This is a genomic window from Leifsonia sp. NPDC056665, from assembly GCF_042791795.1.
Taxonomy (GTDB): domain Bacteria; phylum Actinomycetota; class Actinomycetes; order Actinomycetales; family Microbacteriaceae; genus Leifsonia.
Window position 1 is genome coordinate 1 of sequence record NZ_JBHTXK010000035.1, and the last position, 19,502, is coordinate 19,502.

The window sequence follows — 19,502 nt, forward strand, 5'->3', positions numbered from 1 at the left end:
TCGCCGCGGCCGTCCGCTTCCCCGTCTGACCCCACGCCGATGGGCACGTAAACGCCCCTAAAACCGCGTTTTAGGGGCGTTTACGTGCCCTTCGGCACGGGGTCAGTGGTGCTCGGCGCGGGCGAGGGCGAGCACGAGGAACTCCTGGACGACGGCGAGCCAGTCGTAGACGGCGAGCCGCGTCGCCGACTCCAGGTCGTGCACGTCGCCCTCGTCGCCGTCGAACTCGATGCCGAGGTGGGCGGCGAGCGCCAGCCGGATGTCGGTGAGCGCACGCAGCCAGGCCTGGGCCTGCGCACTGTCCAGGCGCACCTCGACGGCCCCGTCCGGCCGCGCCTCCTCCGCCGGGCCGCTGAGCGATTCGATCACCGTGCGCGCGTTCTGCACCTTCGACTCCGCCAGCCGCTCGGCCGTGAACCGGTGGAACTCGGCCGACGCCTCCGGGTCGTCCGGATACGCGTCGGGGAGCAGCCGCGTCAGCGTGGGATCGGCCGGCGCCCCGTCCCGCGTCTCGGAGCCCGCCCGCTCCGCGCGCTCGGCGGCCACGGCGGCGAACCGCCGGAGCACGTCGGCCTCGGCCGCCTCGAACCGCGCGTGGACGCCCCCGCCGCGCCGGTCGGCGCGGAACGGCCTCACGCGTCCGCCTTCGTCAGGGTGGCCCACAGCCCGTAGCCGTGCATGGCCTCCACGTGCCGCTCCATCTCCTCGCGCGTGCCGGTCGCGACGACCGCGCGGCCCTCGTTGTGCACGAGCAGCATCAGCCGCCGGGCCTCGGCTTTGGAGAACCCGAAGTAGCTCTGGAAGACGTAGCTGACGTACGACATCAGGTTCACCGGGTCGTTCCAGACGATCGTCACCCACGGCGCGCCGAGCTCCAGCCGCTCGCCGAGGTCGACCTCCTCCTCGGTGGCGGGCTCCGTGGTCGCGGTCGTCACCCCGCCTGCACCTCGGCAATGGCGTCGGCGGCGCGCACGAGCGCCAGGTGGGTGAGGGCCTGCGGCGTGTTGCCCACCTGCGACCGGCCCTCGACGTCGTACTCCTCCGACAGCATCCCGACGTCGTTGGCCAGCGAGACCAGGCGGTCCATCAGTCGCGTCGCGTCGTCGATCCTGTGCGACCTGGCGTACTGCTCGACCAGCCAGAACGAGCAGGCCAGGAAGGGGTGCTCGCCCGGCGGGAGGCCGTCGACGCCCTTCTCGGTGCGGTAGCGCAGGGGGAGGCCGTCGCGCAGCAGGTCCTGCTCGATCGCCTTCACCGTGCCGAGCATCCGCGGGTCGTCGAAGGCGCAGTAACCGACCTGCGCGAGCAGCAGCAGCGAGGCGTCCACCTCGGTGCTGCCGAAGTACTGCACGTAGCTGCCGCGGCCCTCGTCGTAGCCGTTCGCCTCGATGTCGGCGCGGATCTCGTCCCTCAGGTGCCGCCAGCGCTCGACCGGGCCGTCCAGCCCGAACTGCTCGACGCCGCGGATGGCGCAGTCGAACGCCGCCCACACCAGGCCGCGCGAGTGCGTGAACGTCTGCGGCTCCCCGCGGATCTCCCAGATGCCGTGGTCCGGCTTGCGCCAGTTCTGCTCCAGGTACCCCATCAGAGCGCGCTGCAGCGCCCAGGAGAACCGGGTCTCCTGCACGCCGGCCGTGCGGCCGTGGTCGAGCGCCAGCATGACCTCGCCGATGACGTCGGCCTGGAACTGGGTGGACGCGCCGTTGCCGATCCGCACCGGGTGGGCGCCCTGATAGCCGGGGAGGCTGTCGAGCTCGCGCTCGGCGAGGTCGCGCTCGCCGGCGAGGCCGTACATGATCTGGACATCGCCCGGGTCCCCGGCGATCGCGCGCAGCAGCCAGTCGCGCCAGTGGTCGACCGAGTCGTCGTAGCCGTGGGCCAGCAGCACGGCGATCGTCAGCGACGCGTCGCGCAGCCAGACGTAGCGGTAGTCCCAGTTGCGCTCGCCGCCGAACTGCTCGGGGAGGGAGGTCGTCGCCGCGGCGACGATGCCGCCGGTCTCCAGGTGGGTCAGCGCACGCAGGATGAGCAGCGAGCGCACCACCTCTGCGCGGTACGGCCCCTCGTGGTCGCAGCTCTCCGCCCACATCGTCCACCACTCCCGGGTGTTCTGCAGGGAGGTCTCGACGTCGAGGGCCGCCGGCGCCGGGCGGTGCGACGGGAACCAGGTCATCGAGAGGTCGACGGTCTGGCCGGCGTGGACGGTGAACCTGCCTTCGTGCGCGTGGTCCGCCGCATGCAGCGCCGACCCGCGGAACACGAGCCCGTCCGGTCCGGCGACGGCGACGAGCGCGGCCGGCTTCTCGTCGGTCATCTTGCGCACCCAGGGGATGGCGCTGGCGTAGCCGAAACGGATCCGCAGCTCCTCGCGCAGCTCCACGTGCCCGCTGACCCCGCGCACGCGGCGCACCAGGTCGGCGCGGTGGTCGCCCATCGGCATCGCGTCGACCACCTCCACCTCGCCGGTGGCGGTGCGCCAGCGGGTCACCAGGATCATGGTGTCCCGCTCGTACTCGCGCGTGCTGGTGGCCTCGGGATCGGAGGGCGCGAGCAGCCAGCGGCCGTGGTCCTCCGTGCCCAGCAGGGCGCCGAACGTGGACTGCGAGTCGTATCTCGGGAGGCACAGCCAGTCGATGCTTCCGTCCCGTCCGACGAGGGCCCCGGTGAAGCAATCACTGATCAGGGCGTAATCCTCGATGGGGAGCGACATATCCCCAGTATGGCCGTACTGTGAAGCGCATGACGCAGTCCGTGGGCACTCTGGTGATTCTCGGAGCGAGTGGCGACCTGTCGTCCAGACTCCTCCTCCCTGCCATCGGGCAGTTGCTCACCCACCACCCGGAACGGCGTTTCCACCTGGTCGGATCCGGGGCCGAGGAGTGGTCGGACGCGAAGTGGCGCTCGGTGGTGAAGAAGTCGTTCACGACCGTGAAGGCCAGCGGCCCAGCGGTGGAGGAGCTGCTCAAAAATACCACGTACCTGCCGGCGGACGTGACGAAGCCCGACGACCTGCAGACGATCTTCGACGCCTGCGAGGGCGCGCCGGCGCTGTACTTCGCCCTGCCGCCGGCGATCACCGCGAAGGCGTGCGAGGCGCTCGGCAAGCTGACGCTGCCGGCCGGGCTGACGCTCGCGCTCGAGAAGCCGTTCGGCACCGACAAGCGCTCGGCCATCGCGCTCAACAAGCGGCTCGCGACGCTGGTGCCGGAGGATCAGATCCACCGCGTCGACCACTTCCTCGGCAACTCCACCGTGCTGAACCTGATCGGTCTGCGCTTCGCGAACAGCATCCTGGAGCCGGTGTGGAACGGCGACCACATCCAGAGCGTCGACATCGTCTACGACGAGTCGCTCGGGCTGGAGGACCGCGCCCGCTACTACGACCATGCCGGGGCGCTCATGGACATGATCCAGAGCCACCTGCTCCAGGTGCTTGCGGTGTTCGCGATGGAGCCGCCCAGCGCGCTCGACGCCACGGACATGCGCGACGGCAAGGCGACGGTGCTGCGGGCGACCCGGCTGTGGAAGGACGACCCGGCCGCGTCGAGCCGCCGCGCCCGCTACACCGCGGGGACCATCGATGGACGGAAGCTCCCGGCGTACACGAGCGAGCCGGGCGTGGACCCGGCCAACGGCACGGAGACGCTCGCCGAGGTGACGGTTCAGGTCGACACCTGGCGCTGGGCCGGCGTGCCGTTCACACTGCGCTCGGGCAAGGCGCTGGGCGAGCAGCGGCGGGAGATCCTCGTCACGTTCAAGCCGGCGCGGCACATCCCGCGCGGGCTGCGCGGCCACCGCGAGCCGACGATGCTGCGCATCATGCTCGCCCCCGACGCGATGTCGCTGGAGCTCAACATCAACGGCCCGGACGACCCGCACGAGATCGAGCGCGTGGCGCTCAGCGCGAACTTCGGGCCGGGGCTGCTGCTGGCCTACGCCGAAGTGCTGGAGGGCATCCTCGACGGCGACCCGTCGCTGTCGGTGCGCGGAGACACGGCCGTCGAGATGTGGCGCATCGTCGCGCCCGTCATCGCGGCCTGGAAGAAGGACGAAGTCCCCCTCCAGACCTACCGCGCCGGCTCAGGAGGCCCCGCCTCCTGGAAGCACATCGGCTGAGCGCCCAGACGGCTGACTGCGAGACGGCTGATTCTCCGCCGTCTCGTGCGTTCGAGGGCGACTTTGCGCCGCCTCGCAGGCGAGTTACGCTGCGGAGCGCTCGTGGATGGCGGGGATCTCGCCGGTGACGGGCTTGCGCAGGTCGGTCCAGACGGTGATGGGAGCGGGCTCCCAGCCGAAGGCGGCGGGCTCCTCGTGCTCCTGCTCCGCGAGCTCCTGCACTTCGGCGACCGGGGCGGCCTGCTCGATGGCTACCACCTCGGCGGGCGCGCGGTGCTGCGGCTCGGACGCGACCACGATGGTGGCCTCGCCGGCCTCCAGGCGGCGGCGTGCCTCCACGAGGGCGGCGGTGATGCCGACCGAGACGGACTGCGCGAGGATGGAGTGGAAGATGGAGTCGGTGTCGTCGGTGGAACGGCGCGACACCGTCCATTCACCGCGTTCGCCGATCAACTCGGCGATCTTGGTGTGGACGACCTCGAGGATCTGAGCATCCGTGAGCTGAGGAACCGGAGCCGCCTGCACCTCGGCGGCGGCATGCCGCCTACGACCAAACATCGCAATACCCCTTCCAGGTTCTCCGTCAAGAACCAGTGTCGGGGTGCATGCGCCTCACGACGCGCGGACACGCCGGAAGAATCGCGGAAATCGTGCGGTCAGCGCCCGATTCAGCGGTCGTCGGCCTCCCGGGACTCCTCCAGGACGGTCCCGACCGCGATCACGATGCCGATCGCCGCGCTGATCCACATGAGCACCACCCGCCAGTCGCGCCGGCCCTCCTTGGTCTCCTGGATCGTGGACCAGAGTCCGATGACCGCGCTGATGATCGCTCCGTTGAAGATGAACTTGCGCATCCGCGTCCTTTCGCTCGTCCCGCCAGGGTACGCTGCCGAAGGCGCTCGGTTGAAGGTGTGGCGTGGAGAGGAGCGGGATGCGGACGGCGATCGTCGGCGCTGTGCTGCTCCTCCTCGGTGCGGTCGCAGTGCTCACCGGCCTGCTGCCCGCCGCGGACGCGCTGGCCCTCTGGGATCGCGTCTGGCCGATCCTGCTCTTCGTGGTCGCGGTGACGGTGGTGACCGAGCTGGCCGCGGAGGCCGGCGTGTTCACCGTTGTCGCCCAGCAGACCGCGCGCTGGGGTCGCGGGCGGGCGTGGCTGCTCTGGCTGCTGGTGGCCGTCGTCGCGACGCTGAGCACCATCTTCCTGTCGCTCGACACCACAGCGGTGCTCCTCACGCCCGTCGCGATCGTGCTGGCCCGGCACTCCGGACTGGACCCGCTGCCGTTCGCGCTGACCACCGTCTGGATCGCGAACACCGGCTCGCTGCTGCTCCCGGTCTCCAATCTCACCAACCTGCTCGCCCAGCACGCGATGGGCGACCCGACTCCGTTCGCCTTCGCCGCCCTGATGTGGGCGCCGGCGCTCGTGGCGATCGTCGTGCCGCTGGTGGTCGTGTTCCTGATCTCGCGCAAGCAACTGCTGCTGCGCTACGAGACGGGGCAGGAGGACGGGATCGAGGATCCTGTGCTGTTCTGGATCGCCGCCGCGGTGGTGGTCGCGCTGATGCCGCTTCTGGTCTCCGGCATCCCTGTGTGGATGCCCGCCTCGGGCGCGGCGGTCGTGCTGCTGGTGGTCTTCGCGGTGCGCCGGCGCTCCGTGCTGCGGTTCGGGCTGCTGCCGTGGCAGCTGGTCCTGCTGGCGTCCGGGCTGTTCCTGTTCATCGAGGCGCTGCACGCGAACGGCCTCGGGACGGTGCTCGCGCGGGTGTCCGGCTCGGGGGAGTCGCCGCTCGCGCTGCTGCGGCTGTCGCTGACCGGGCTGGTCGGCGCCAACGCGATCGACAACCTCCCGGCCTACCTCGCGCTGGAGCCGGCGGCGGGAAGCCCGGTGCGGCTGGCGGCGCTGCTGATCGGGGTCAACGCCGGTCCGCTGATCACGCCGTGGGCGTCGCTGGCGACCTTGCTGTGGCACCAGCGGCTGACGTCGTTCGACGTCCGCATCCGCTGGGGCCGCTACATGCTGCTCGGCCTGATCGTCGCGCCGGTCACCGTAGTGCTCGCGACGCTCGCCCTGGCGGCGACCGTCTGACCCGCCCATCGAGGGGACGCGACACGCCGTCGCGCGACAGCCGGCGCGGCGTGTTGCGTCCCCTGGATGGTGGCGGGGCTACTCCGCCGGGAGGAGTTGTGCGGCCGTGACGATGCGCCTGCGCGCGACCGCCGCGAGCGCGAGCGCGAAGCCGATCGCGGTCCAGATCAGGAGGCCGCCGAGCCCCCGCCAGAGGCCCGTCGACCCGTCCACAGCGCCCTGCAGGGCCGTGATCGCGGGCGACGTCGGCAGCCACGCCGTCACGCTGTCGAAGAACCCGGGTGCGGTCGACACGATCCCGGAGGCGAGCGTGACCACGACCACGAGCATCGACAGGAACCGCCCGAGGCCGCCGAGCAGCGCCACGAGCCCGTGGTTGACCGCCGCGAAGCAGACCGCGGCCGCCGCCGCCACCCCGGCGAAGCCGAACCACGCGCCGACACTCAGCTGCATCGCCGGCTGCATGATCGCCGCCACGAGCACGCCCTGGACGACGCCGATCGCGGCGGCAGGCAGGAGCCCATCGGACGCGATCAGCCCTGCGGCGCGGGAGGTCAGCAGCGCCCGCCGCGAGATCGCCTGCAGCACCAGGAACGACGCGAACGCCCCGAGCCACAGCGCGACGGCCCCGAACAGCGGGACGCTGGAGGTCCCGAACGCCGTGGTCCCGGACTGCTTCTGGCCGACCGGCTGCGAGGCCACGGACGCCAGGTTGGTGCGCTGGCCCGCGTCGTAGCTCGGGAGCTGCGCGACGGCCTGGTTCAGCCCGGACGCGAGGGAGGCCGCGCCGGCCGCGGACTGGTCGGCGCCGGCCGCGAGCGCGGGGACGCCCGCCGCGAACTGGTGCACGCCGGTCGCGTACTGGGACGCGCCGTCCGCCGACTGCTGGACGCCGGAGGCGAGCTGCTGCGCGCCGGAGGCCGACTGCGACGCGCCGGACGCGAGCTGCTGCGCGGCCGAGGCCGACTGGGCGAGCTGGCCGGGCAGGGGCGCCACGCTGTTCGAGAAGGTCTGGGCTCCGGCCGCGACCTGGGTCGCGGCGGCCTGGAGGCCCTTGGTGGGGTCCGGGTTCGTGATCCCGTCGATGGCCGCCTGGATGCCGGCGCAGATCGGGTCGGGAGTCGTGCCGACGCCCGGGTGCGCCAGTTTGCAGTTCGTCTCGAGCGTCTCGAGCCCGGCCACCGTCGCGCCGACACCGTCGCGCACCCCGGCCGTGCCGGTCGCGAGCTGGGCCGCGCCCGCCGGGAGCTGCTGCGCCGCGGCCGCCCCCTGCGAGACGCCGTTCGCGTACTGGGTCATCCCGTTCGACAGCGTCCCGAGCCCGCTCGCCAGCCCCGACGCGCCGCCGGAGAGTTGACCGAGCCCGCTCGCGAGCGAGTCCGCTCCCGTGGCGAGCTGGGTCGCCCCGTCCGCGAGCTGGTGGGTGCCGGTCGCGAGTTGCGTCAACCCGGTCGAGAGCGATCCAGCGCCGGCGGCCGCCTTGGCGAGCTGGTCGTGGAGCGTGTTGAACCCGACGTACACGTTCTCCAGATAGGTCGTCGTGAGCTGCTTGTTGAGCACGCCCGTGGCCGTCGTGGTCACGGCCTGGCTGATCGCCGGGTCCACGAGCTTGGACTTCTGGCTGGTGCGCACATCGATGGTCGCCTGGGTGGCGGCGCCGGAGGTCCCGGCGGTGGAGGTCGCCGCCTTCGAGAAGTTCTTCGGGATGGTCACCACGGCCACATAGCCACCGTCGGCGACGCCCGCGCTCGCGTCCTTCTGGTCGGTGAGCACCCACGTGAAGTTCTCGTTCTTGGCGCCGAGGAGCCCCGCGGCCATCTGCCGGCCGAGCGGCACGACCTGGCCGTTGACGGTCACCGGCTGGTCGAGGTTGACCACGGCGGCCTTGACCTCGCCGAGGCGGTCGGTCGGGTTCCACAGAGCCCACACCAGCAGGCCGCCGATGACGAGCGGCACGAGGACGATGCCCACGATGGTCAGCCAGGTCACCCGCTTGTCGGAGCGCATCCGCTCCAGCGAGAACAGCGAGCGCGGGCGGCGCAGGAGCGAGCTAGGGGTGGTCATCGGGCGTCGGCCTTCTCGAGGTGGGCGGCAGGGTGCTGGTCATCGAGCGCAGGGGCGCTCGCCGAAGGAGTGGAGGCGGTGCCGTGCGCCGCCCCGTCGGAGTCGACGGCGAGCTGCACCGTGGTGGGCTCGGCGGTGTCGGGGAGCAGGTCGTCCAGCCCGGACGGGTCCACGCAGCTCACGACCAGCGCGAACGGGCGCCCGGCGGCCGAGGCGTCAGCGAACGCGCGGCCGAGCTCGACCCGCACGCGCCGCCGCTCGACGGGATCGGTCAGGCTGTCGGCCGCGTCGAGGGCGAGGATGACCGGGGAGCTCGCCAGCGCGCGGCGCACGTCCTCCACCGGCGTCTCGGCGTGGTCGAGCCGGACCACGGAGGTCCGCGAGCGCACGGCCGAGCCGCGGGTCGGGAGGACGAAACCGGCGACCTTGACCGTTCCGCCGTCGACGCGCGTGCGGCCGGTGACGGCCATCAGCAGCGCGAGGGCGGCCGTGCGGTCCGGTCCGTGCACGACAAGGGCCTCCCCGTCGGCGAGCCGGAAGCTCACGTCGCGCAGGATCGGGGTCCGCCGCGCGCTGACCGACAGGCCGTCCGCCGCGGCGATGCTCCGGGAGCCCGGCGCCGGCCAGTCGGCCAGCTCCAGCTCCTTCTGCAGCCCGTCGCCCTCCACGTCGAACGAGGGGAGCACGCGGTCGAGCCAGCGCGGCATCCACCAGGCCTTGTCGCCGAGGAGCTGCAGCACAGCCGGGACGAGCGTCATGCGCACGATGAACGCGTCCACGAAGACGCCGACGGCGAGGCCGAGCGCGATCGGCTTGATGGACGCGTCGCCCTCCGGCACGAACGCCGCGAACACCGAGATCATGATGATGGCCGCGGCCGTGACGACCTTGGCCGAGCCGACGAAGCCGCTCTGGATGGCCCGGCGGGCGTCGCCGCCGTGCACGTAGTCCTCGCGGATGCGGCTGACCAGGAAGACCTCGTAGTCCATCGCCAGCCCGAACAGCACGCCCATCAGGATGATCGGCATGAAGCTGATCACCGGCCCGGTCTTGTCCAGGTGGACCGCGTCCCCGAACCAGCCCCACTCGAACACCGCCGTGACCGCGCCGAAGGCGACGCCGACCGACAGCAGGTAGCCGAGGGCGGCCTTGATCGGCACGGCGATCGAGCGGAAGACCATCGTCAGGAGTACGAGCGAGAGCCCGACGACGAGGATGCCGAACGGCAGCAGCGCGCCGGCGAGCCGGCTGGAGACGTCGATCTGGGCGGCTGTCGTGCCGGTGACCTTGAGGTCGACGCCGTACTCGTCGAGGAAGTGCTGGTGCTTCGACCGCAGCTCGGAGACGAGTTGCGCGGTGCGCGGGTCGTCCGGCCCCGTGGTCGGGACGACCTGCACGATGCCGGTGTCCGCGTTCTGGTTCGGCGTGGACAACGGCACGGCGGCGACGCCGGGGAGGTCGGCGATCTCAGCGCCGAGCTTCTTCATCAGCCCGAGCGGGTCGTGGCTGGAGATGATCGAGCCGGTCACGATCAGCGGGCCGTTGTAGCCGGGGCCGAAGTGCTCCGACACCAGGTCGTAGGCGATGCGCGCCGGATCGTTCTTGGGGTGCGATCCGGCGTCCGGGAGGGCGAGGCGGAGTTGGAGGGCGGGCACGGCCGCGATGCCGAGGACGACCACGACCGCGAGGACGGTCGCGATCGGGAAGCGCGTGACTGCGCGCACCCAGGTGCGGAAGGGGCCCGTGGGGATATCGGCTTTCGCGGCGTGCGCGAGCGACGGGTTGGCGCGCGTCACCGGCTCGGGAGCGGGCGTGGTGGCATCTGCCGACTCCACTGCCTTCGCGCGCTTCGCCGCCCGCTTGGCTGCGCGGCGCCCCGGAGTGATCCGCGCCCCGGCGAAGCCGAGGAACGCCGGCGTCAGGCTGAGCGCGACGAGCACCGCGATGCCGACCGCGACCGACGCCGCCAGCCCCATCGTGGTCAGGAACGGGATGCCCGCGACGGCGAGCCCGGCCAGCGCGATGATGACCGTGATCCCTGCGAAGAGCACCGCCGACCCCGCCGTCGCCACCGCGCGGGCGGCGGACTCCTCCGGGTCGACGCCCGCCTTCAACTGGCTCTGATGCCGCGAGATGATGAACAGCGAGTAGTCGATCCCGACCGCCAGCCCGAGCATCAGGGCCAGCAGGGGAGTGGTCGAGGAGATCGGCCCGAACAGCGTCGCGAGGAAGATCAGCGCCATCGACAGCCCCACCCCGAGCAGGGCGGTGGCGAGCGGCATCCCGGCCGCGAGGATCGACCCGAACGTGATGATCAGCACCACGATCGCGATCAGCAGCCCGACGCCCTCCGTGGGCGAGATCGTGGGCAGGGATTGCGAGAAGAGCTGGCCGCCGACCGCGGTCTGCGAGCCGGACGGGAGCTCCTTCTGCAGCGCGGCGCCTGCGTCCTGGATCGCGGTCTTGGTCGCCGCCGTGACGGTGGTCTGCTGACCGTGGAGCTGCACGGTGATGATCGCGGCCGTGCGGTCGCCCGAGATGAGGTTCTTGACCGTCGTGCTGTACGGGGAGGTCGTGCCCGCGACGCCGTCGGTCTTGGCGAGGTCGGCGACGGTGCTCTCCACCGGGTCCTGGATCGCAGCCTGGTCGACCGTCTCGCCCTTCGGCGCCACCACGACGATCTGCGCGCTGGTGCCGCTGACCTGCGGGAAGGTCCGGCTCAGCGTGTCGAGCGCGTCCTGCGACTCCGTGCCGGGGATGCTGAACGTGTTGTCCGTGCCCTGGTTGAAGGCGACGGCGCCGCCGGCGAGGAGGACGAGCAGCAGCAGCCACATCGCCAGGACCAGCTTGCGGGCGCGGAAGGCCCAGCGGCCGATCGAATACAGGAGCGAGGACACGCGTTCTCCAGTAGTGAAAAGGGAACGACGGCGCGGGGGACGACCGTCGAAAAGGTTTCGATACACCGTCGTATCCGATGCCCGACTGTATCGGATACACTCGTGTATCGGGAACTCGGCACAGGAAGGTTTCAGCTTGAACAGCACGGCTCTCAGAGACGACGCACCTGTCGAGTCCGCACGCCGGCAGCGCACCCGCACGCGCCTCCTCGACGCCGCCTTCGACGTCTTCGCCGAGCAGGGTGTCAAGGCCGCGAGCGTCGAGACGATCGCCGAGGCGGCGGGCTTCACCCGGGGTGCTTTCTACTCCAACTTCTCCAGCAAGGAGGAGCTGTTCTTCGCCCTGATGGAGCGCGAGAAGTCCATGCGCCTGGAGCAGCTCGACGCCGGCGTCGAGCAGTTCCTCCGGCCCCTGGTCGGCTCCGGGGGCGTCGAGCTCGACGACGCGGACGTCCTCCGCACGATCACTCGCATCCTGGAGCTGCAGTCCGACGACCGGCGCTGGTGGCTGGTGCAGTCGGAGTTCCTGCTGCTCGCCCTGCGCGACCCGGCCATCTCCGCGGACTTCCTGCGCTACCAGGACGGCTTCTTCCAGGAGCTCACCGAGACGGTCGTCGCCGCGCTCGCGAGCGCCCGCCGCCGGTTCACCATCGACCCGGAGGAGGCGGTGCGCGTCATCGCGGAGCTGTGCGCCAACGGGGAGGCCAGGGCGCTCCTTTCCGGCGACGAGCGGAAGTTCGCCGAGCGGCTCTCCGAGTCGGTCCCCGCGATCCTCCTGGCCCTCACCGAACGGGTCTGACCCGAAGGTCTGATCGAACGCCGAGCATCACCCGGTAACGTGTGCTCGATGCGTTCTCGACTGCTCCGTCCGGCCCTCGCGACCGCGCTTTGCGCGGCCGTGCTGCTGGTCGTCGCCGCCTGCGCCGCGCCGGCGAATCCGGAGGCGACGCCCGGCGCGGCCGCGAGCGCCACGCCGTCCCCGAAGTCGACCCACGACCCGTTCCCGAAGCAGCAGCTCACGGCGCAGACCCGGTACGTCGCACTCGGCGACTCGTTCGCCGCCGGGATGGGCGCGGGAGACGAGACCGGCAAGTGCCGCTCCAGCCCGTTCAGCTACCCGAGCCTGTTCACCCGCGCCTCCGGGGTCGACCTGGTGGTCAACGCCTCGTGCGCCGGAGCGACGACCTCCGACCTCCTCAAGCACCAGCTCATCGCCCTGGACGACCGCACGAACCTGGTGACCGTGAGCATCGGCGGCAACGACCTCGGCGTGGCCGCCAACGCGGCCGAGTGCTCGTCGGGGAAGGCGGTCGCCTGCCGCAACGGCGTCTCCTCGGCGCTGTCGCTGCTCAACGTCCTCCCGGAGCGGCTGGCGGCGGTCTACGGCGCCATCCACCTCGCCGCGCCGAACGCCCGGATCGTCGTCACCGGCTACGCGGTGGTGTTCGACAACTACGATCCGAAGTCGCCGAGCTTCGGAACGGACACCGCGATCAACGCGGCGACCCTCGGCCTCAACCAGACCATCTCGGACGTCGTCGACTCCCAGCGGGCGCAGGGCGTGCCGATGACCTACGTCGGCGTCGACTTCGCCGGGCACGGCATCGGCTCGAAGAAGCCGTGGCTGAACCTCAGCGGGATCGACGCCTTCCACCCGACCGCAGGGGGCTACGCGCAGTACGCGAACGCGCTGGTGCGGCTGCTGGGTCGAGCGAAGTAGCCGGGTCGTCCTCCGCCGCCTCGCCGGAGATGTGGCTGCCGTCGATGTTGGCGCGCGCGAACTCCAGCGTCTCGCGGAGCATCGCCGCGCGCTCCCCGGCGTCGCGGGCCTTGCGCGTGTTCACCTCCGCGACGATCGAGCCGTCCCAGCCCGAGGCCGCGAGTGAGCGCAGCACCTCGGCGACCGGCTGGCTGCCCCGCCCGGGGATGAGGTGCTCGTCGAAGACGCGCGAGTCGTCCAGCGGACCGGAGCCGTCGCACAGGTGCACGTGCCGCAGCCTCCCGCCGAGCTCGTTCGCGAGATCCAGCCCGTCCACCCCGCTCAGCGCCGCGTGCGAGAAGTCGAGGGTGACCGCGTCGCAGTCCATCCCGGCCGGGTTCCAGTGCGGGACGTAGCCGGCCATCGACCGGCCGGCGACCTTCCACGGGAACATGTTCTCGACCGCGACGGTCACGCCGGTTCGCGTGGCGGTCGACCAGACGAGGCCGAGGAAGTCCTCCGCGTAGCCGGACTGCCAGCGGAACGGCGGATGCACGACGACCGTGTCGGCGCCCAGCTCCGCGGCGAGCTCGGCCGACCGCTCCAGCTTCACGCCGGGATCGCGCCCCCAGACGAAGTGCGTCAGCAGCAGGACGGGCGCGTGCACGCTCAGGATGCGCGTGCCGTAGCGGTCGGCGAGCCGGCGGAGGGGCTCGGCGGACTGCGTGCGGTCGTCGCGCGTGACCATGACCTCCACGCCGTCGTAGCCCAGCTCGGCGGCCGTGCGGAAGGCCGTCTCGACCCCGAGCGGGTAGACGCAGGTCGTGCCCATGCCGATGCGCATCACGACCGCCACTCTAACCACGGCGCCTGAACGAGCAGTGTCCTGAGAGGGAACGGGTTCGGGGCCGGCCGTTGCGGGCGCTGGTACTGTGGCAGGCAGACCATCGCATCAACTGGGGGAGTTGACCCACCATCAGCCAGACGTCCGAAGCTTCAGCAACCGATACGTACGACCTGGTGATCGTGTCCAACCGACTGCCCGTGGACCGTGTGGTCGACGAGGCGGGGCAGGCGTCCTGGCGGCCGTCGCCGGGCGGTCTGGTCACCGCCCTGCAGCCGGTCATGCGCGCAGAGGACGGCGTGTGGGTCGGCTGGGCCGGCGTCGCGGGCGAGGAGATCGAGCCCTTCGAGGCCGACGGCATCAGCATCCTCCCCGTCGCGCTCAGCGAGCAGGAGCTGCAGGAGTACTACGAGGGCTTCTCCAACGACACCCTCTGGCCGCTGTACCACGACGTCATCGCCCAGCCGAGCTACCACCGCGAGTGGTGGGACAGCTACGTGCGCGTCAACCGGCGGTTCGCCGACGCGGCCGCGGGCGCCGCCGCGCACGGTGCGGTGGTCTGGGTGCACGACTACCAGCTGCAGCTCGTCCCGGCGATGCTGCGGGAGGTGCGGCCGGACCTGGTCATCGGCTTCTTCAACCACATCCCGTTCCCGCCGTACGGCATCTACTCGCAGCTTCCGTGGCGGCGCCAGATCATCGACGGCCTCCTCGGCGCCGACGTCATCGGCTTCCAGCGGGTCGCTGACGCGGGCAACTTCTCGCGCGCGATCCGGCGGCTGAAGGGCTACGAGACCCGCGGCCCCATCATCGAGGTGCCGATCGACAGCGACGACCCGGAGGCAGGCTCGCACCGGCACGTGACCACCAACAAGCACGGCGGCCTGGTCCGCACCGTGCTGGCGCGGGCCTTCCCGATCTCCATCGACGCCGACGCGTACCAGGAGCTCGCCCGCCGCCCGGCCATCCAGGAGCGCGCCAGGGAGATCCGCGAGGAGCTCGGCAACCCGGAGACGATCATGCTCGGCGTCGACCGCCTCGACTACACCAAGGGCATCGGGCACCGCCTCAAGGCTTTCGGCGAGCTGCTGCGCGACGGCGGCCTGAGCGTGGAGGACGTCACCCTCGTGCAGGTGGCGAGCCCCAGCCGCGAGCGCGTCGAGACGTACCGCCAGCTCCGCGACGAGATCGAGCTCACGGTGGGACGCATCAACGGCGACTACGCCACCCTCGGGCACACGGCCGTCGCCTACCTCCACCACGGCTACCCCAAGGAGGAGATGGTCGCGCTCTACCTCGCGGCCGACGTCATGCTGGTGACGGCTCTGCGCGACGGCATGAACCTGGTGGCCAAGGAGTACGTGGCGACCCGTGTCGACGAGGACGGCGTGCTGGTGCTGAGCGAGTTCGCCGGCGCGTCCGACGAGCTGCGCCAGGCCCTCCTGATTAACCCGCACGACATCGAGGGACTGAAGGACACCATGCTGCAGGCCGTCGCGATGCCGAAGCGCGACCGCGTGCGCCGCATGCGCGCCCTGCGCAAGAAGGTCCTCACCAACGACGTCGCCCGCTGGTCCGCCAGCTTCCTGGAGGCGCTCACCCGCAGCGCCCACGGCGATCACCCCCTGCAGAACCCGCCGGTCAACCGGCGCTGAGCCCTGCCGTCACCACAGAGAGTCGCATGACTGACACCGCACCCTCCGCCCAGCCCGCCGCCATCGCCCTCGCGACCGCCGTCGCGCGGCTCGCGGGAGCCGAGCGGCTCCTGCTCGCGCTCGACTTCGACGGCACGCTCGCGCCGTTCGTCGACAAGCCCAAGTCGGCCCGCGCCCTGCCGGAGGCCAAGGCCGCCCTCGACCGCCTCGAGGCCCTGCCCGGCACCTGGGTCGCGTTCGTCTCCGGCCGCCCGCTCTCCAGCCTGGAGATCGTCACCGAGGCCGACGAGGACGCCCTGCTCATCGGCTCCCACGGCGTCGAGATCCGCTTCGGCCGCGACGGCGTCTCCCTCGACCTGACCGACGACGAGCGCGCGACCCTGGAGAAGCTGGGCGAGACACTCGGCGCTCTGGTGGAGAGCGTCCCCGGCACGCGCCTGGAGGTCAAGCCGGTCGGCTTCGGCGTCCATTACCGCCTGCTGGAGGGCGACGAGGGCGCGGCCGTCGTGTCCCGCGCCTACGAGGCCGCGGCCTCGGTCAGCGACGCGCTGACCATCCGCGACGGCAAGGACATCATCGAGTTCTCGGTCCGCGGCGCGAACAAGGGCGACGGCATCGAGCGCCTCCGCGAGTACACGAAGGCGACCGCGGTGCTCTTCGCGGGCGACGACGTGACGGACGAGGACGGCTTCGCCGTGCTCCGGCCGCAGGACGGTGACCTCGGGATCAAGGTCGGGACCGGCGAGACGGCGGCGCAGTTCCGCGTGGCGGATGAGCGGGCGGTCGCGGTGCTGCTGGGGCTGCTCGCGGATGCCCGGGCGGCGTCACGCGAGGACTGAAGGCGGGTCAGTTCTCGATCGCGACGCACTCGCTGCTGATCCAGATGCTCATTCCCTTCTTGTTGGCGTGGAAAGTGAGGACGCCGTTGTGCTCGAGGTCGACGCCGATCTCGACGTGCACCAGCTCACTCGTTTCAGTCGGGCCCAGTTGATCGACCGAGTAGCCGCGACTCATCCAGTGCGAGCGAACGCGGTCGATCACCGCCAGCGGGTCCTCGATCGGTTTCACCTGAGAAATGTAGATCGAGTACTGCTCCGCGACAGCGTTCATGTCGCACGGGTCGGGATTCCGCCACGCGGAAACATCGGTGGGGTCGAAAGCGCTAGGCGGTAAGCCGAGGTCTAGCCACTCGCCTCCGAGGAGCTGGACGAGGTCGTTGGTCTGTTGGACCGTTTCGTCAAGGAGCTCGGCGTGGGTTTTGGTGGAGAGTCCGTCGGGTGGGCGGAGGGCGTCGTGGTTGGGGTCGGTCAGGTATGCACATCCGGTCAGCAACGCGAGAGTGGCGACGGTCGTTGAGGCTGACGTGAGCGCAGAGCGCGCGCTCATCCGTCTATCGCGACGCACTCGCTGCTGTTCCAGATGGCCATTCCCGTGGTGCTGGCGTTGAATGTCAGCACGCCGTTGTGCTCGAAGTCGACGCCGATCTCGACGTAGACCTGGTCATCCGCTTCGTTCGGGCCCAGTTGATCGACCTTGTAGCCGCGATCCATCCAGTGGGAACGAACGCGGTCGATTACCGCCAGCGGGTCCTCGATCGGTCTCACCTGAGAAATGTAGATGGAGTACTGCTCGGCGACTGCATTCATGTCGCAGGCGACGAGGTGCCGCCATCCGGTTCGATCGGTGGGGTCGAAGGCTTTCGGTCGCGGTCCTCCGGGGTACAGCCATTCGCCGCCAAGGAGTTGGACGAGGTCGTTGGTCTGCGCGATGGTTTCGTCGAGGAGTTCGGCGTGGGTTTTGGTGGAGAGTCCGTTGGGTGGGCGGAGGGCGTCGTGATTGGAGTCGGTCATGATTCCTCCTGGCGAGTAGCAGCCGGTCAGTGCGAACACGATCAAAATCGCGGTGAATGCGCCTCTCATGGTGCGGCGTGTCATTGTTCTTGCCGTTTCCGGGGTTGGTGGCGCCGCCGTTGATCCGATTGTCGAGCCCAAGGCTGGCTGCCGCGGTGTTGCGGAGCGCCTCGGTCTTCCGATTCAGGTAGCCGTGACCCTTGGTCGCGTGCGGATCGAACAGGCCACCGTTGTCCGTCCCGTAGCCGCTGGGGTCGTGCCCGTCGGTGGGTTCGAAGCCGTGGACGTGGTCGCCCTCGGAGGAGAACCGACGCGCCCCGAACGAGTCGTCTCTGGGGTCGTTGCGCCCGGACAACCCACGACCCGTATCGGCGACGTTGTCGCGCGACGACTGGCTGGCATAAACGTTCTGTCCGCTGCCGTCGACGTGCAGAGCGCCAACGTTGGGAATGTCCTTTTCGACTCCGGCAGAGGCCAGCAAAACGACGGACTGCACGTTGTGGCTCAGGTCGCTGACCGCGTTGGCCACCACTGTGGTGCCGTAGGAGTGGCCGACGACGGCGGTATGCGGAGCGGGGTTGCCGCCGAGGACGGTGTCGGCCGCCCACTGGCCGTCCAACTCGTGGGACAAGCGGGTGCCCCCTGCTCGCGCTCGGTCACCTTCGAGGACGGTCAGGTCGGCAGGCGAGTCATAGCCGATCCAGGCCACCACCAGGTGGTCAACACCGCGCTCCAGTGAATTCTGCTCTTTGTAGACGTTGATTATTGTGTCGGTCCAGCCCGTCAGACGACCGGGTTCTCCGAGCCCGCTGTTCATTCCGGGCACCGTCCAGGTGATCTTCCCCGACTTCTCGGCGCTGGTCTCGCCGATCGCGACTGCTGCCAGTGGTGGACGGTGAAGGAGGTTGTACGCCAGCAGCCCGCGCGCCGGCCACTGCTCTTTCGCAAGCCTCTCGTAGTCGAGCCACGGGCCCGAGAACTTCTGCACGTTGAGTGCCGTCAGAATGTCCCGCAGCACGATCCCCTCCGGCGAGTCCGCCGCAATGCTCGCGTCATTCAGATCCCGCCGGAACTGGATCATGTTCGCGTGGATGCGCGTCTCCGCGTCCAGCCCCGGGAGGTTGCCGATGATCGTCGGCGCGGCCTGACACCACGCTTCCCGGACATCCGAAGGCAACCCCTTCCACCAGGACGCCACCCGTTCCGGCGCCGGCGGGTCGTCCCAGAACCGTTGGGCGAGCTTCGGGTCCTCGGCGAGCAGCTTCCCGAGCTGTTCGGGGGTGAGGGCGGTGAGGAGGTCCAGCAGCCGTGGCCGGGCAGTGGTCTCGACTCCGGTCAGCGTCCCGAAGACGCCGACGAAGTCCTCGAGCTCGGGCATGGTCGCGTGGGGGAGGGCGCCGTACAGGGTGGCGTCCAGGCGCCGGACGAGCGCTTCTTCGGCGGTCTCGTACTGGTCCCTGGCGGTCCGCGCCCGCGCGCGTGCATCCTCCAGGCGCAGCTGCGCGTCCGCGTGTCCGGGCAGCGCACCGCCTGAAGCCTCAGCCAGCGCGAGCGCGGACTGGGCGTCCTCCAGCGCCCGGTCCGCCTCACGCTGCGCCTCCGACATCGCCCCCGACCAGGAGCGCGCGGCGTCCGCGCCTTCACGGTGGCAGGCGGAGGCGGCCCGGAGGCCCTCGATGACGTGCCTCAGCCTTTCGGCGAACACCTCCGCAGCGACGCCCGACCAGTACGGCGCCGCGATCGTGGCGTGCACGCCGTACAACGCGTTGGACTGATGCCACATCCGCTCCGCCGTCGCCCCGAGTTCCGACGCGAGCGACTCCACCGACTCCACCGACCCAGGGGTCGGGTCCGCGTCGAGCCCGACGGGTGACCAGTCCCACCCACTAGAACGCACGCGCGGCACCCCCGAACGCCTTCGCGTCCTCGGCGTCACGCCGCTCGAACGCGTTCGCGGCGGTGCGGAGGACATGCGCGAGGGCGTCGATGCTGTCCGTCAGTGCGAGGCGGCCGGGATGCCAGTACCCGTCGAAACGCTCCAGCGCGCTCGCCGAACGCTGTGAGCCGAAGCCGTCCGGGTCGAGGAGGGGGCCGCGGCGGTCTTGGTTCGCCTCGGCCAGTGTCTGCGCGCTCGCCCGGAGATGCTCCGTGTCGGCTCCGACGGGTGTTCCCACATCGCCTCCATCCGTGATGAGGAAATGATATCCGCAACTGCAATGGAAGATGTCAATGTCACACGAATCGTCGATTTCGACCTTGTCCACCGCTTCCGACTCATGGCCGGACCGGCA

At 70.6% G+C, this 19,502-nt stretch carries 18 protein-coding genes; 6 read left to right on the top strand and 12 right to left on the bottom strand.

Features of this window, described 5'->3' with window-relative positions:
* Positions 1–102 precede the first annotated feature (102 nt).
* The 3 genes from ACFQ9V_RS19630 to ACFQ9V_RS19640 are packed head-to-tail and all read right to left on the bottom strand — an operon-like array spanning position 103 to position 2,710.
* A complete protein-coding gene (locus ACFQ9V_RS19630) occupies positions 103–636 on the bottom strand; it encodes a DUF2017 family protein (protein WP_382460796.1) in 534 nt (177 codons plus the stop codon).
* Entirely contained in the window at positions 633–935 is a 303-nt protein-coding gene (gene clpS / locus ACFQ9V_RS19635; RefSeq protein WP_382460797.1) for an ATP-dependent Clp protease adapter ClpS, read from the bottom strand. Before clpS ends, ACFQ9V_RS19630 begins: the two co-directional genes overlap by 4 nt.
* A complete protein-coding gene (locus tag ACFQ9V_RS19640) occupies positions 932–2,710 on the bottom strand; it encodes a glycoside hydrolase family 15 protein (protein ID WP_382460798.1) in 1,779 nt (592 codons plus the stop codon). The genes clpS and ACFQ9V_RS19640 overlap by 4 nt, the downstream gene beginning before the upstream one ends.
* Before the next feature lie 29 nt (positions 2,711–2,739).
* On the opposite strand from ACFQ9V_RS19640, the gene ACFQ9V_RS19645 reads away from it, so the two are divergent.
* Positions 2,740–4,116, top strand: coding sequence for a glucose-6-phosphate dehydrogenase (locus tag ACFQ9V_RS19645; protein WP_382460799.1), 1,377 nt, complete (start codon positions 2,740–2,742; stop codon positions 4,114–4,116).
* An 84-nt stretch (positions 4,117–4,200) separates the two neighbouring features.
* Here the strand turns inward: ACFQ9V_RS19645 and ACFQ9V_RS19650 are convergent, their stop codons facing one another.
* Both ACFQ9V_RS19650 and ACFQ9V_RS19655 read right to left on the bottom strand, forming a co-directional pair.
* Positions 4,201–4,674, bottom strand: coding sequence for a hypothetical protein (locus tag ACFQ9V_RS19650; protein WP_382460800.1), 474 nt, complete (start codon positions 4,672–4,674; stop codon positions 4,201–4,203).
* Positions 4,675–4,784: 110 nt separating this feature from the next.
* A complete protein-coding gene (locus ACFQ9V_RS19655) occupies positions 4,785–4,970 on the bottom strand; it encodes a hypothetical protein (RefSeq protein WP_382460801.1) in 186 nt (61 codons plus the stop codon).
* Between the two features lie 77 nt (positions 4,971–5,047).
* Here ACFQ9V_RS19655 and ACFQ9V_RS19660 point away from each other — a divergent pair, with 77 nt between their 5' ends.
* The gene (locus tag ACFQ9V_RS19660) at positions 5,048–6,202 is read left to right on the top strand and encodes an SLC13 family permease (protein WP_382460802.1); all 1,155 of its coding nucleotides are present in this window, start codon (positions 5,048–5,050) and stop codon (positions 6,200–6,202) included.
* A gap of 78 nt (positions 6,203–6,280) precedes the next feature.
* On the opposite strand, the gene ACFQ9V_RS19665 is transcribed toward ACFQ9V_RS19660, so the two are convergent.
* Positions 6,281–8,266, bottom strand: a complete 1,986-nt coding sequence (locus ACFQ9V_RS19665; RefSeq protein ID WP_382460803.1) for a YhgE/Pip domain-containing protein — start codon at positions 8,264–8,266, stop codon at positions 6,281–6,283.
* A complete protein-coding gene (locus tag ACFQ9V_RS19670) occupies positions 8,263–11,163 on the bottom strand; it encodes an MMPL family transporter (protein ID WP_382460804.1) in 2,901 nt (966 codons plus the stop codon). The genes ACFQ9V_RS19665 and ACFQ9V_RS19670 overlap by 4 nt, the downstream gene beginning before the upstream one ends.
* Positions 11,164–11,299: 136 nt before the next feature.
* Here ACFQ9V_RS19670 and ACFQ9V_RS19675 point away from each other — a divergent pair, with 136 nt between their 5' ends.
* Both ACFQ9V_RS19675 and ACFQ9V_RS19680 read left to right on the top strand, forming a co-directional pair.
* Complete coding sequence (locus ACFQ9V_RS19675) at positions 11,300–11,962, top strand: TetR/AcrR family transcriptional regulator (protein ID WP_382460805.1); 663 nt, start codon at positions 11,300–11,302, stop codon at positions 11,960–11,962.
* A 48-nt stretch (positions 11,963–12,010) separates the two neighbouring features.
* Entirely contained in the window at positions 12,011–12,883 is an 873-nt protein-coding gene (locus tag ACFQ9V_RS19680; protein WP_382460806.1) for an SGNH/GDSL hydrolase family protein, read from the top strand.
* Here the strand turns inward: ACFQ9V_RS19680 and ACFQ9V_RS19685 are convergent.
* A complete protein-coding gene (locus ACFQ9V_RS19685; protein WP_382460819.1) occupies positions 12,795–13,706 on the bottom strand; it encodes a sugar phosphate isomerase/epimerase family protein in 912 nt (303 codons plus the stop codon). The genes ACFQ9V_RS19680 and ACFQ9V_RS19685 overlap by 89 nt on opposite strands.
* A gap of 182 nt (positions 13,707–13,888) precedes the next feature.
* Between ACFQ9V_RS19685 and otsA the strand changes: the two genes are divergently transcribed.
* Positions 13,889–15,361 (top strand): alpha,alpha-trehalose-phosphate synthase (UDP-forming), encoded by a 1,473-nt coding sequence (gene otsA, locus ACFQ9V_RS19690; RefSeq protein ID WP_382460807.1) that lies wholly within the window; start codon positions 13,889–13,891, stop codon positions 15,359–15,361.
* Between the two features lie 26 nt (positions 15,362–15,387).
* Positions 15,388–16,200, top strand: coding sequence for a trehalose-phosphatase (gene otsB, locus ACFQ9V_RS19695; protein WP_382460808.1), 813 nt, complete (start codon positions 15,388–15,390; stop codon positions 16,198–16,200).
* Between the two features lie 7 nt (positions 16,201–16,207).
* On the opposite strand, the gene ACFQ9V_RS19700 is transcribed toward otsB, so the two are convergent.
* Genes ACFQ9V_RS19700 through ACFQ9V_RS19715 form a run of 4 tightly spaced genes read right to left on the bottom strand, consistent with a single transcriptional unit; the run spans position 16,208 to position 19,475 of the window.
* Positions 16,208–16,747, bottom strand: coding sequence for a hypothetical protein (locus tag ACFQ9V_RS19700; RefSeq protein WP_382460809.1), 540 nt, complete (start codon positions 16,745–16,747; stop codon positions 16,208–16,210).
* On the bottom strand, positions 16,744–16,911 hold the full coding sequence (locus tag ACFQ9V_RS19705) for a hypothetical protein (protein WP_382460810.1): 168 nt from the start codon (positions 16,909–16,911) through the stop codon (positions 16,744–16,746). Before ACFQ9V_RS19705 ends, ACFQ9V_RS19700 begins: the two co-directional genes overlap by 4 nt.
* Positions 16,862–19,045 (bottom strand): alpha/beta hydrolase, encoded by a 2,184-nt coding sequence (locus ACFQ9V_RS19710; protein WP_382460811.1) that lies wholly within the window; start codon positions 19,043–19,045, stop codon positions 16,862–16,864. The genes ACFQ9V_RS19705 and ACFQ9V_RS19710 overlap by 50 nt, the downstream gene beginning before the upstream one ends.
* 52 nt (positions 19,046–19,097) lie before the next feature.
* Positions 19,098–19,475 (bottom strand): hypothetical protein, encoded by a 378-nt coding sequence (locus ACFQ9V_RS19715; RefSeq protein ID WP_382460812.1) that lies wholly within the window; start codon positions 19,473–19,475, stop codon positions 19,098–19,100.
* Positions 19,476–19,502 lie beyond the last annotated feature (27 nt).

Coding starts and splice junctions, on each gene's coding strand:
- ACFQ9V_RS19640 (WP_382460798.1), bottom strand. CDS start 2,710: ATGTCGCTCCCCATCGAGGATTACGCCCTGATCAGTGATTGCTTCACC.
- ACFQ9V_RS19645 (WP_382460799.1), top strand. CDS start 2,740: ATGACGCAGTCCGTGGGCACTCTGGTGATTCTCGGAGCGAGTGGCGAC.
- ACFQ9V_RS19650 (WP_382460800.1), bottom strand. CDS start 4,674: ATGTTTGGTCGTAGGCGGCATGCCGCCGCCGAGGTGCAGGCGGCTCCG.
- ACFQ9V_RS19655 (WP_382460801.1), bottom strand. CDS start 4,970: ATGCGCAAGTTCATCTTCAACGGAGCGATCATCAGCGCGGTCATCGGA.
- ACFQ9V_RS19660 (WP_382460802.1), top strand. CDS start 5,048: ATGCGGACGGCGATCGTCGGCGCTGTGCTGCTCCTCCTCGGTGCGGTC.
- ACFQ9V_RS19665 (WP_382460803.1), bottom strand. CDS start 8,266: ATGACCACCCCTAGCTCGCTCCTGCGCCGCCCGCGCTCGCTGTTCTCG.
- ACFQ9V_RS19680 (WP_382460806.1), top strand. CDS start 12,011: ATGCGTTCTCGACTGCTCCGTCCGGCCCTCGCGACCGCGCTTTGCGCG.
- ACFQ9V_RS19685 (WP_382460819.1), bottom strand. CDS start 13,706: ATGCGCATCGGCATGGGCACGACCTGCGTCTACCCGCTCGGGGTCGAG.
- otsB (WP_382460808.1), top strand. CDS start 15,388: ATGACTGACACCGCACCCTCCGCCCAGCCCGCCGCCATCGCCCTCGCG.
- ACFQ9V_RS19700 (WP_382460809.1), bottom strand. CDS start 16,747: ATGAGCGCGCGCTCTGCGCTCACGTCAGCCTCAACGACCGTCGCCACT.
- ACFQ9V_RS19705 (WP_382460810.1), bottom strand. CDS start 16,911: ATGGATCGCGGCTACAAGGTCGATCAACTGGGCCCGAACGAAGCGGAT.